This window comes from Neorhizobium sp. AL 9.2.2, assembly GCF_013317225.1.
Lineage (GTDB): Bacteria > Pseudomonadota > Alphaproteobacteria > Rhizobiales > Rhizobiaceae > Neorhizobium > Neorhizobium soli.
Map to the genome: position 1 here is coordinate 189,875 of NZ_JAALXU010000007.1, position 12,814 is coordinate 202,688.

Sequence of the window (12,814 nt, forward strand, 5' to 3'; positions counted from 1 at the left end):
CGACCCAAGCCATCGTAACTGCTTTGCTGCGGCCATGCTCAACGTCTCGATTTTGGCCAGGCTTGAATTTTCGCATGGCTCTTTCAACACACAATAGAGCGCCTGCAAAATTCATCAAACAGCGGATCAACTAAATCCCGACTTCGACGAAATTTATACTGTTTAGCTCGAATTTATTTAACGTTGCCTCGAGACAAGATTGAAGATCGGTGTCCAAGGCCATTCTGATTGCGCTGATCATCTCTGCCTCGAAAGCATCGATGCTGTCGTAAGCGATCAGGTTGGACGACGAAGCCGCCTTACACAGCACTTCGACAACGCGTCTTTCGTTCGTGAGGCCCCTCAATGCTCCAGCGCAGGCGACCACGGCATCATGGTAAGCTGCGTCCCGGGAACCCGGCCACGCTTCGATCAAATACTTCGCCGCCTCCTTCGTGCTTTTGATACGCACAAAGGTCTTGGTTTCCCCCCGCAACTCGATGGTGACGACGTTATCCCATTCAGCCATGGCTATGCTCGCCCAATCCGCAAGTAGAGCTAATTTAGCGAGCAATACTTGAGCGGGGCTGGTGACTGTCGTGTGGGAACGAAGACCTGGCGATGTAGTAGATCGGCGCCACCGTACGAGATCGACTTGAGGTCGATACCTATAGAAAGCGGGTACTTGGCCAACGTGTGGCGCTAGCAGGCCAAACTCTTATACCAGTGCACGATGTCTACATACTGCGCCACGCCTTTCATTTCCCGAAGGCCGCTCCCGTGGCTGAGAACGCGCGCTGTCGGAAGGATGTCGCGTTTCTCCCTACGAAAATTCCGTGTTCCCGGGATTACGTTCTCGGAGATTTCGCCGTCCATTCGGAATCACCAATTCCGCACCCTCCTCGTCTATACTTGCGGCGTGGCCTGCTTGCTGCCGCGGTTTGTGCGAAATGGGCGGGTCGCCCCCTTGAGCACAAAACCGAGAATGCCGGCGAGCAGCCAGCCGGCGAAGAAGCCGCCGCCGGCCCAGATGAGGCCTGCGGCGTCGATCGGCACCGCCGGCACGTAGTCGCGCCAGGTATTGGTGAAGGTCATTGGGTCGGCGTTGCGCATCACCACGAATGGCTTGATCGGCAGCGAGGCCTTGATCAGTTCATCCTGCTGCGTCAGCAAAGTCTCGTAACGCTGAAAGATGCCGCGCATCGTGTCGCCTTGGTCACGCAGGAAGGTTTCCGGCGAGCTCGAATAGACGTTGAGCGCTTCTTGCCGGCCAAGACCGTGGTGGTTGGCCTGGGTGTCGAACTGGGTGATCATCACCTTCAGCTCATCGAGCGCGCCGCCGATGCGCTGGCGGTATTGCTGGGCAAACTCGGGCGCCTGAGAGAAAAAGAGGCCGCCCAGTATCGCTGCAGCCATCGTCAGCATTCGTCCGAACATCAGCATCGCATCACCCCGTTCGTGGACCCCTTTCACAACGGGAGATACCTGGAAAGGTTGCGGGCAGGAATACTGGTGGCATTTTGAGGCGCCTCAAAGTTGCGCTTTACCCGCTGCGCCGACCTCGTCGATCTGAAAACCCACGGCGAACGGTTCAGGTCTTGCGGACATGCTCCATACGGAAGCCGAGGCCCATCAGTCGTCCCGAGAGATGGGCGAGAAGCGGAAAGCGGGCGATGCCGCGGATAAAAGCGGGCGGGCCTTTGCGTTTTTGCGCATCGCCCTCATCGCTGCGGCGGCTCGAGCGCATCATCAGCTGCAGTTTCTGCGTGGCGCGCGTCGGAAAGCTGCGGCGCTTTTCCACGGCCGCGAGATCCGCATCCGAGAGCCTGTTTTCCCGCAGCGGCTTTGCCAGAATGTTTGCCGTCGCCACCGCATCCTGGATGGCAAGGTTGACGCCAACGCCGCCGATCGGCGACATCGCATGGGCCGCATCGCCGATGCAGATCAGGCCGCTGCGCCACCATTGTGTCAGCCGGTCGATCCGCACGGTCAAAAGGCTGACGTCGTCGAACGAGGAGATCTCCTCCATCCGCGCGGCCGGAAGCGGCGAAACATCCACCACTCGCTGACGAAAAGCCTCGATGCCTTTTTCGCGGATGTCTGCATAGGTCGTGCGACGGACCACATAGCCGCATTGCCAGTAGTCACCCCGGTCGATCAGCACCAGACCCTGGCTTGGACCGGCATGCCCCATCACCTCGTTCGGATCATCCTTCTGCTTGGAAAGCTTCATCCACAGGACTTCGCTCGGCTCTCCGAAGCTTTCGACGGTGAGGCCGGCCTTGTCCCGGATGATGGAATTGCGGCCATCGGCCCCGACGACGAGTTGCGAGCGGATGGTCAGCGGACCATCCGGCGTTTCGACGCAGAGGCCGGCAATTGCGTCCTTCTCCTCAATGAGCCCGGTTACCTTGGCATCCATGATCAGCTTGAAATTGGGATAGCTTTGCGCCTGCCTTGCCATGAAATTCAAAAAATCCCATTGCGGCATGAAGGCGATGAAACGGTTCTTGACCGGGAGACGGGAGAAATCCGCCATGGTGATCGTCTCGCCGCCCATCTGCGCGGAAAGCTTTGGCGCCCTTGTGTGCGGCAGTGCCAGAAAGTCGTCGATCAGGCCGAGCTCTGTGATCACTTCCAGCGTCGAGGGATGGATGGTATCGCCACGGAAATCGCGCAGGAAATCCGCGTGCTTTTCGAGCACGACCACATCGACGCCGGCCCGCGCCAGAAGAAAGCCCAGCATCAGGCCCGCCGGCCCTGCCCCGGCGATGACACACTGGGTTTCGATCTTCTGGGTTTCGATCGTCTGGGTCTCGATCGTCTGCATATCCGTCATGACCTACCGGGCTCTTCGAAAGTTCGGAGTTGAGCGCTTACACTTGTGAGCCGCCGCTTTCTCTTTTAGACCAGCGGTCACCGTAAAGACAGGACATACCATGGCCGAAACCGGCAAGCGTCGCATCAGCATTCTTGGTTCCACCGGCTCGATCGGCGTCAACACGCTCGATGTCGTGAGCCAGCTTGGCGGGCGCGACGCATTCGATGTCGTGGCAATTACCGGCAACGCCAATGTCACATTGCTGGCCGAGCAGGCGATAGCCTGCGGTGCAGCGCTGGCCGTAACCGCCGATGATGCCCATTACGACGCGCTGAAATCGGCACTGTCAGGCACCGGGATCGAGGTCGCGGCAGGACGCGCGGCGCTGATCGAAGCGGGTGCACGACCATCCGACCTGGTGATGGCGGCAATCGTCGGGACTGCCGGCCTTGCGCCGACGCTTGCTGCTGCGGAGCGCGGAGCAGACATCGCCCTTGCCAACAAGGAGTGCCTGGTTTCCGCCGGCGAACTCTTCGTTCGGGCGGTGGCCGAGGGCGGCGGTCGACTGATCCCGGTCGACAGTGAGCACAGCGCGATCTTCCAGTCGCTGGAAGACGACCAGCACCATGCGGTGGAACGCATCGTTCTGACCGCGTCCGGCGGACCGTTCCGGACATGGAGCCGCGAGGAGATGGCCGGCGTCACGGCAGAGGTTGCCCGCGCCCATCCCAACTGGTCCATGGGACTGAAGATCTCGATCGGCAGCGCCTCGATGTTCAACAAGGCGCTTGAAATCATCGAGGCGAAGCACCTGTTTGATATCAGGCCCGACCAGATCGAGGTGATCGTGCATCCGCAATCCATCATTCATTCCATGGTGGGTTACCAGGATGGATCAGTCATTGCACAGCTCGGCAGTCCGGATATGCGCACCGCCATCGGCTATGCGCTGACCTATCCCGAACGGCCGAAGCTGAATGTAGAGAGGCTCGATTTCGCCAAGCTCGCACGGCTGGATTTCGAGGCGCCGGACGAGGTTCGGTTTCCGGCACTCAGGCTCGCCCGCACTGCGCTGGAGCGCGGCGGCGCGCAGGGCGCGATCATGAATGCCGCGGAAGAGATGGCATTTCATGCCTTCTGCGCCGGCAGGATCGGCTTCCTCACCATGGCGGATGTGGTCGAAGACGTGATGGACGCGATGATGGGTCACGCTGCCACAACGATGGATGCCGTGTTTGCAGCAGACGCTGAAGCACGCCGCCGTGCCGACGAAATCATCGACCAACGGGAAATGGCCGCCTAAGCGCCCAAAGCCATCGGCTACGGCGGGACGGCCGCGTGATCAGACAAGTTCATTGCGTGATGTGAAGACGGGGCGACTTGGAGCGCCCGGCATCCCCGTGACACGCACGGGGATGAGGCAAACGTCGTGTCAGGCGACTTGGCGTGCCAATGCGCAGCGCGACCACAGCTGATGCAGCGAGCTGACCAGATGTTCCAGATCCGCATCCGTATGCAGCGGCGTCGGTGTGATGCGCAGGCGCTCGGTCTTTTTCGCAACCGTCGGATAGTTGATCGGCTGGACATAGACGTCGCAGGTGTCGAGAAGGATGTCGGAGATCCACTTGCACTTGGCCGCATCGCCGACCATGACAGGCACGATATGGCTTGGGTTGTGCATATGCGGGATGCCCTGCTGATCAAGCATCATCCGCAGCTTCTTGACGCGATCCTGGTGACGCACGCGCTCGAACGGGCTTGCCTTGAGGTGGCGGATCGAAGCGATCGCGCCGGCCGCAAGTGTCGGTGGCAAAGCCGTGGTGAAGATGAAACCGGATGCGAACGAACGAATGAAGTCGCACAGCGCCGTTGATGCCGCGATATAGCCGCCCATGACGCCGAAAGCCTTGCCAAGCGTACCTTCGATGATCGTCAGACGGTCCATGAGGCCTTCGCGTTCGGCAATGCCGCCGCCGCGCGGGCCGTACATCCCGACCGCATGAACTTCGTCGAGATAGGTCATCGCACCGTATTTGTCGGCAAGATCGCAGATCTCCTTGATCGGCGAGATATCGCCGTCCATCGAGTAGACGCTCTCGAACGCGATCATCTTGGGCGCCTTCGGATCGGCTGCCGCAAGCTTTGCTTCCAGATCGTTCAGATCGTTATGCTTCCAGATCACCCGGTCGCATTTGGCATAGCGGATGCCCTCGATCATCGAGGCATGGTTCAACGCGTCGGAAAAAATGATCAGACCGGGGATCTTCTGGCCAAGCGTACCCAGCGTCGCCCAGTTGGAGATATATCCGGACGTGAACACGAGCGAGGATTCCTTGCCGTGAAGGTCAGCGAGCTCCTGCTCCAGAAGAACATGGTAGTGGGTGGTGCCAGAAATATTCCGGGTGCCTCCCGCACCCGCGCCACAGTGATCAATGGCCTCGTGCATGGCCTCGATCACGGCCGGGTTCTGGCCCATGCCGAGATAATCGTTGGAACACCAGACGGTAACCTCTCTCGGTCCCTCGGGCGTATGACGCGTCGCGCGCGGAAAACTTCCGCGATGCCGCTCGAGATCGGCGAACACGCGGTAGCGGCCTTCCGAATGAAGTCCGTCCAGTTCGCTTTTGAAAAATGCCTCGAAATCCATGTCACACTCCAGAACCTACCCCGGTTTTGGGTCCGGTTTCGCCATGCGTCAAGCCCGAATAGGTCAATTTGCCCCGACCTGCGGCGAAAAGTCCGATTTTTGGGAACAATTCCAATGAAGCGAAACTACCATTGAAATCTGCCAAAATCGTTACGAGTCAGGCGACCCCGAAAAGACGAAAGACTTTCCGAACAATCGGCTCGATCTGGCGTGATGCGACTTCCCCCACCTTCTCATCATTCCCCAAGTCGGCCAGCCGATCAATCCCCATTTCATACCGGCGAAACCCGACTGAAAGCGGATTTTTGCCACAGCCATCGAAGAATGAGATCAGAATGTGTCTTGCTTATATGGACTATTTGAAGAGCCGGCCTATTGTTCATCGGATGCACAAAAGCCCGGCGTGCGCACCTGCAAGGGTTTCGCCGGACACAATCAACCGGCAGGAACTACTCAGGAGGAATTCATGAAAAAGGCTTTGATGCTTCTCGTGCTCGGCGCATCTCTCGCGAGCTGCACCGCGACTGAAAAGGGTGCCGGTATCGGCGCTGCATCCGGCGCCATCATTGGCGGCGCAGTCACCGGTAACGTCCGCGGCGCAGCCGTTGGCGCAGCCATCGGCGGCGTTTCCGGTGCGGTCATCGGCAACGTGTCGGAACAGCCGGGCCAGTGCTATTATCGCGATCGCTACGGCCGTCGCTACATCGACGATTGCCCGCGCCGTTACTAATCGGAGCGGCGCTCGACGAGCTCCGCAAGACTGTGGCCCTGGAGCATGCTCCAGGGCCTTTTCATTTATGAAGACATACTTATCGACGAGACGGGGGTACCCCGTTAAACAATTTGCGGCTACACAAGACCAGGAGCTGGTCATGATGGCCGGGGCGGTGATAAGTCGGCAATAAGTTAGCGTATGCAGAACGTAAGCAGCGGGCGGAAGAAGATGAATTACCGGAGGACCGGTTCCGTCGCAGCGATTGCGGCCGCCCTTCTTTGTTCGCCTGCGCTCATCGAGAGCGCCTACGCTTTCAAGCTTTTCGGCATTACACTGTTTGGCGACGACGAGGACAAGGTCGAGGTGATCGACCCGGTCCGCTACGACGCGACTCTGGAAGCCGGTGATGCGGACAAGAAACTCAAGGATCGCCTGGAAACCGCGGCATCGCTGATCGCCGACAAGGACGAGCCTGTATCCGGTGACCTTGGCATCGTCATCAAGGCCCGCGAAGACCGGGACCGCCTGGTTGCTGTTCTCTACGAAGAAGCCCGGTATGGTGGGGTCGTCCGTATCTCTGTTGCCGGAACGGATATCGACGCGCTGCCACCCAACCCCACCTTCGACCACTCATCACCCGTTCCCGTGACGGTTCAGATCGAACCCGGTCCGGTTTTCAAACTTGGCTCGGTACGGTTCGACAAGGATGCGGCCGGTCGCAACCCCGCGGACTACGATCTGGAGCCTGGCGGCGAAGCTGGTTCGCGCGTGATTCTGAAGGCCGGCGAAAAGCTGCTGGTCGACGTCAAGGCAGAAGGTCGACCGCTTGCCAAGCTGACCGAACGGCAGGTGACCGCCGACCATCGCACCAACACGGTCGATGTCGTGCTTGGCGCCATCTCGGGCCCAATCGCACCGTTCGGCATGGTCACGGTCAAAGGCTCGCGCACAGTCGACCCAGCCTTCATCAAACGCTATTCCCGCCTCGACAAGGGTGGCCGCTATTCACCGGTGCAGCTGAAAAAGGCCAATGACCGGCTGCGCGAGCTCGGTGTGTTTTCGAGCGTCACGATTCAGGAATCCGATGCCCTTGCGCCGGATGGATCGCTGCCGCTGATGATCGAGGTTTCGGACGGCAAGCAGCGGTATTTCGGCTTTGGTGCCGAATACTCTTCGCTCGATGGAGCGGGTCTCTCGGGTTACTGGGGGCATCGCAATCTGTTTGGCCAGGCCGAATCGCTGCGCGTGGAAGGCAAGGTTTCCGGCATCGGCGCAACGACCGACGTCACCACATTCGACTATTCCGCCGGTATCGTCTTTACCAAGCCGGGCTTTCCCGTGCCTGAGGCAACGTTCGAATCGCGCCTGGAAGCCAAGAGCGAAAATCCAGACGATATCTACGACGCGCAGTCGATCGCCTATTCGGCCGGCTTTTCCTACGAACTCAACGACACCGACAAGCTCACCGCCGGCGGTGAAGTCGCGTATATTCTCGCCGACGATGCCTTCGGGAAGAATGAGTACCTGACGTTCAGCGTGCCTGTCGGCTTCGAACGCGACGCGCGTGACAACAAACTGGACCCAACCGAAGGTTACCGCGCAACGCTTTCCGCCAAGCCTAGTTATGAGTTCTTCAATCAAAGCATTTTCTCGTCTTTCGAGGGCTCGATTTCCGGGTATCTCGGTTTGGGTGCAGAGGATCGGGTCGTGTTTGCAGGCAAGCTGAGTGCGGGGACGCTGGTCGGCGCCGACGAGCTGCAGGACATCCCAGCCACCAGGCGCTTTTATGCCGGCGGCGGCGGATCGGTGCGCGGCTATTCCTATCGCGAAATTTCGCCTTATAACGGCGATGACGAAGCGCTGGGCGGACGATCCTACACTGTGGCCTCTTTTGAAATGCGCGTAAAAGTGTCAGATAGCATCGGCATCGTACCGTTTCTCGACGTCGGTACGGTTTCGACCGAAATCGTGCCCGATTTTTCTGATATAAGAGCTGGAGCGGGGATCGGGTTGCGTTACGCCACTCCTTTCGGGCCGATCAGGCTGGACGTCGCGCTTCCGTTGCGACGCTATGACGACGGTAGCCAGTATGGAATTTATGCCGGCATTGGCCAGGCATTCTGAAAGGTAAAGTTGCCAGCATGACGCTTTTCGTTCGCCTGCTGAGATGGGTCTTCAAGGCCGCGATTGCCGCGGTCGGGGTCCTTTTCGTCATGGCGCTCGGCGTCGTCCTGTTCGTTGCATTGACGCCGTTCGGCGGAAACATTGCGGCAGAGCGGATCTCGGCGCTGGTGTCCACCCCGGACCGCAAGGTCAGTTTCTCTCGACCGGAAGGTCTGCTGTCGGGTGATCTGCGCATCGACAGCCTGACGCTGTCGGACAAGGACGGTGCCTATGCCGAAATCGGCGGCATCGAGGTCGACTGGTCGCCATCGGCACTGGTCTCCGGCGTCTTCCGCGCAGACCGGGTTTCCGCAACGACCGTGAACTTCATTCGTCCGCCGCAGCCGGATGCGACCATAACGACGCAGAGCACGACAAAGTCGTCCGGCTCGCCGCTGCCGGTCGGCATTCGGGTCGCGCAGATAGATCTGCCGGATATCAACCTGTCGCAGGCCCTCTCCGGACGCGATTTTGCGCTGTCGGTGAAGGGCTCGATCGATGCGACCGGCCCCAACATCTCGCTCAAGCTAGAAGCAACCCGCAAGGACGAGATGGATGCGAAGGCATCCGCAGATATCGTCTACGCACCGTCGGAAAACCGCCTGCAGCTGAAGGCCTCGGTCTCCGAACCGCAGGGCGGACTGCTCGCCCGCCTGTTGCGCCTTCCCGGCGCTCCTGCCGTCGCATTGGGGCTGGATGGCGAAGGACCTCTCTCGAACTGGGCCGGCCGTCTCGTCGGCAATGTCGATGGCGCACCTGTCATCTCCGTGGACGGCAAACATGTCCTGGTCGACAACGGCGCCCACCGCGTGGAAATCATCGGTGGCGGCCAGCTTGCAACGCTGATGCCGCCAGCCTTCCGGTCGCTGGTCGAAGGTACAACGGACATCAATGTCGCCGCCATCTACGCGCCTTCGGGTCGCGTCGACATCCAGCGCGGCGACCTCACCTCCGGCGCCGTGAAGATTACCGCCAAGGGCGCATGGGACCCGAACGGCGACAACAGCCTGACGGCCGGCGTTTCCGGCACCAAGGGCCCGGTCTCGATCGCGTGGCCGATCAACGGCCAGGAGAGCCGCTTCTCCATTGATACGATCAATTTCACCCTAACCGGCGCCGCAGCCTCTGCTCGTTTCAATGCGACGGCAGCGCTGAATTCCGCAGAGCTTCCGCAAGGCCGGTTCGGCCAGGTGCGGCTACAGGCTGAAAGCGAGGATCTCGACCTCATCCAACGGGCCGGCAGCATCCGCAGCCGCCTCACGATTGGTCAGATGAGCTTCGTCAATCCCGACCTCAACCGTGTGATCCGCGGGCCGCTGACGCTCGACGCACCACTTCGGCTGGCACCACCGGCCATCGGCCTGGATGCAGCGACGCTCGAAAGCGCCGGCATCAGCGGTACGGTCAGCGGCGCATTCGATACGTCGAAGCAGACAGTCACAGGCAATTTCCGCATTTCGACCAATGCCTCGGTCCTGCCGCCGTCGCTGGCACCGAAGTTTGAGGGCGCAATTGCCGCCGAAGGCTATGTCGACGCCTCCTCGGCAAACCGCATCAGCCTGGAAAACGTCACGCTGAAATCGAACGCACTCGAAGCCCGCGGCAACGTGCTCTATGAGAACGGCACGCTGGTCAGCCACCTTGCCGGACGCCTTCCGGACATCAAGCGCTGGCTGCCGGACGCCGAAGGCGCCGCAGGCTTTGACATCACCACCAGCGGCCCCACCACGGCACTGGCCGTCAAGGCCGTCGTCAACTCCGCCGAGGCAAGGCTCGTAGGCCGCAAGCTCGAAGATCTGAGCTTCACGATCAATGGCACCGCCAATCCACAGGCGCCGCAGGGCACGATCGTCGCCAAGGGCACTCTGGACAGCCAGCCGATCCGCATCAATGCCGATGTGCAGTCGGCGAACGGCCAGACGTCTGCCCCCAATATCGTCGCCGAAATCGGCCCGAACCGCCTGAACGGCGCACTGACCTTCTCGCCGGAATTCCTTCCCACCGGCGAAGTCACCTTCAACTTCCCCGATGTGGCACTTCTTGCCGCACTCGCAGCCCAGCAGGCGCAAGGCGACCTTCGCGGTTCGGCGACCTTTGCCAATGTCGACGGCAAGGCGAGCGCTGTCGTGAAGGCCGAAGGTTCCTTGCTGAAGCGAGGTGCTATCGAGATCACCCAACCCAAGGTCGACCTGACGATCCCGGACCTGAAGGCGATTGCGGCTGCCGGTTCGATCAGTGCGGCGCGCATCGGCAGCGGCACCAACGTCATCGATAACATGCAGTTGGGTATCACCCACGGTGGCACGACGACAGACTTCAAGCTGTCCGCAACCTACGACAATGCGCCACTCGAGGGTGCCGGCGCGATCCAGACCGCGGACGGGCTTGCTGTCGAGATCAACAGCTTCAATGCGACGCCACGCAAGATCCCCGTGCGCCTCGCTGCCCCAACCCGGATCGTTGTCGAGAACGGCAACGCGCGGTTTACCGACTTTACCATTGCCACCGGCAACGGCCATCTGTCTCTGAACGGGATCGCCGGCACGGCGCTTGATCTTTCCGCCAAGATCACGTCCCTGCCGGCCAGCCTGATCAACACGTTCGTACCCTCGATCAATGCAGCCGGCGTCATTTCCGGCACGATCAATGCAACGGGCACGACCTCTGCCCCGGCGATCAAATATGATTTGGAATGGAGTGATGCACAGCTTCGCCAGATGCGCGACGCTGGCATCGCACCCTTTCGACTCCAGGCTGCCGGAAGCTTCGCCGACCGTACAGTCACACTAGACGGCACCCGTCTCACGGGATCCGATGGTCTCGAATTGACCGCCGACGGACGCGTGATCCTCAACGCCGACGGCGCGCCGGCGCTCGACATCAATGCAAGGGCCAGATCTGTCCCGGCCAGTCTCGCAAATGCCTTCGTACCGGGCCTCGGCGCAAAAGGCGCGATCTCCGGGACCGTGGTGGCAACCGGAAGTCCCCAGGCGCCGGCCGTTCGTTACGATCTGCGTTGGGCGAACGCCTCCGTCAGCCAGTCGACATCCGCAGGCGTTGCTTCGGTGGATGTGACTGCCAAGGGTACCTATGAGGGTACGCGCGTAACCGTCGACCTCGGTCTTACCGGCGGCGGCGGTATTTCGCTCACCGGTGGCGGCGCTGTCTCGCTCGAAGGCGACAAGGCGCTGAACCTCAAATTCGATGGGCGCTTTCCGTTTTCCATACTCGCGGGCCAACTTGCCGCTCAGGGGTTCGTGCTGACAGGCACCGGCAATGTCGATCTCGGCATTCGCGGAACGGCCAAGGCACCGCTTCTCTCAGGCAGCGTCACCTCCTCAGGGGCGAAGTTCGTCGATGCAAGGCGCAATCTCGCCATCAACAATCTCGCTCTCAACGTTCGGCTCGACGGCACCCGCGCCACGATCGAGCGGCTGGGCGGAACGCTTGCAAGCGGCGGCACCGTCGCCGTGACAGGCTCCGTAGAGACGACCGAGGGCTTTCCGGCCGATCTGCGCATCGTCCTCAACAAGGCGAGCTATGCGGACGGAAACCTGTTTGCGGTCACCGCTGACGGAGATCTCACGATCAACGGCCCGCTGCTGTCGGGCCCGGCGCTGAAGGGCAAGGTGTCGCTGACCAAGGCTGCAATCACCGTGCCGGCCCGGCTTCCGTCATCACTGTCATCGATCGATATCCACCACCGCAACGCCCCACGCGACGTTGTGCGCCAGATGGAGGAAATCCGGCCGAAAAGCGCAAAGGGCGCCAGCGAACCGATCGCGCTCGACCTGCAGATCCTGGCACCGAACGGTATCTTCGTGCGAGGCCGCGGTATCGACGCCGAGCTCGGCGGCGACCTGACGATCAGAGGCGACGCAGTCACCCCTGTCATTTCCGGTGGCTTCGACATGCGTAGAGGCCGCATTGTCATCCTGTCAAAGCGGCTGGACTTTACCGAAGGCAAGATCACCTTCGGCGGCGGTCTGGTACCGATCCTCGACATGGAAGCAAACACGAGCTCCGGCCAGACGACGATCACGGTGAACATTACCGGCGTTGCCAACGATCCGACGATTTCCTTCTCCTCCGCCCCTGCCCTGCCGCAGGACGAGGTTCTGGCACGACTGATCTTCAACCAATCGATGTCGCGTCTGTCGCCGCTGCAGATTGCACAGCTGGCCGATGCCGTGACCCAGCTTGCCGGCGGGGGCTCGACGTCGCTGCTCGAAAAGCTGCGCAGTAACCTCGGCGTCGATGACCTCGACATCAGCACAGACGATACGGGCCAGACGACGGTATCGGTGGGGCGCTACATCAACAAGCGCACCTACTTCCAGGTCGAGCAGGGCGGCCAGAACGGCGCTCAGGCCACCATCAATCTGGATGTCGGGCGTGGCGTCAAGCTGAAGGCCGGCGCCGGCAGCGAAGGCGGCACCGCAGGCGTATTCTACGAAAAAGAATACTGACCAGGTGACGTAGAGCCACC

General features: G+C 60.8%; 8 protein-coding genes. 4 read left to right on the forward strand and 4 right to left on the reverse strand.

What is annotated here, in order from left to right; translation table 11 throughout:
* Window positions 1–130 precede the first annotated feature (130 nt).
* The 3 genes from G6K99_RS15860 to G6K99_RS15870 form a co-directional block, all read right to left on the reverse strand.
* The gene (locus tag G6K99_RS15860; protein ID WP_062461818.1) at window positions 131–508 is read right to left on the reverse strand and encodes a DUF982 domain-containing protein; all 378 of its coding nucleotides are present in this window, start codon (window positions 506–508) and stop codon (window positions 131–133) included.
* Window positions 509–885: 377 nt separating this feature from the next.
* Window positions 886–1,422 carry a DUF2937 family protein gene (locus G6K99_RS15865; protein ID WP_062462586.1) on the reverse strand — a complete coding sequence of 179 codons (537 nt, stop codon included), beginning with the start codon at window positions 1,420–1,422 and terminating at the stop codon, window positions 886–888.
* Between the two features lie 148 nt (window positions 1,423–1,570).
* Window positions 1,571–2,818, reverse strand: coding sequence for an FAD-dependent oxidoreductase (locus tag G6K99_RS15870; protein ID WP_174197121.1), 1,248 nt, complete (start codon window positions 2,816–2,818; stop codon window positions 1,571–1,573).
* Window positions 2,819–2,918: 100 nt separating this feature from the next.
* Between G6K99_RS15870 and dxr the strand changes: the two genes are divergently transcribed.
* Window positions 2,919–4,103, forward strand: coding sequence for a 1-deoxy-D-xylulose-5-phosphate reductoisomerase (gene dxr, locus G6K99_RS15875; protein ID WP_174197122.1), 1,185 nt, complete (start codon window positions 2,919–2,921; stop codon window positions 4,101–4,103).
* A gap of 129 nt (window positions 4,104–4,232) precedes the next feature.
* On the opposite strand, the gene hemA is transcribed toward dxr, so the two are convergent.
* Window positions 4,233–5,447, reverse strand: a complete 1,215-nt coding sequence (gene hemA, locus G6K99_RS15880; RefSeq protein ID WP_062581729.1) for a 5-aminolevulinate synthase — start codon at window positions 5,445–5,447, stop codon at window positions 4,233–4,235.
* Window positions 5,448–5,913: 466 nt separating this feature from the next.
* Here hemA and G6K99_RS15885 point away from each other — a divergent pair, with 466 nt between their 5' ends.
* From G6K99_RS15885 to G6K99_RS15895, 3 genes are all read left to right on the forward strand, one after another.
* Window positions 5,914–6,177 (forward strand): glycine zipper domain-containing protein, encoded by a 264-nt coding sequence (locus G6K99_RS15885; RefSeq protein ID WP_062462576.1) that lies wholly within the window; start codon window positions 5,914–5,916, stop codon window positions 6,175–6,177.
* A 213-nt stretch (window positions 6,178–6,390) separates the two neighbouring features.
* Window positions 6,391–8,286 carry an autotransporter assembly complex family protein gene (locus G6K99_RS15890; protein ID WP_162734882.1) on the forward strand — a complete coding sequence of 632 codons (1,896 nt, stop codon included), beginning with the start codon at window positions 6,391–6,393 and terminating at the stop codon, window positions 8,284–8,286.
* Between the two features lie 17 nt (window positions 8,287–8,303).
* Window positions 8,304–12,794, forward strand: a complete 4,491-nt coding sequence (locus G6K99_RS15895; RefSeq protein WP_174197123.1) for a translocation/assembly module TamB domain-containing protein — start codon at window positions 8,304–8,306, stop codon at window positions 12,792–12,794.
* Window positions 12,795–12,814 lie beyond the last annotated feature (20 nt).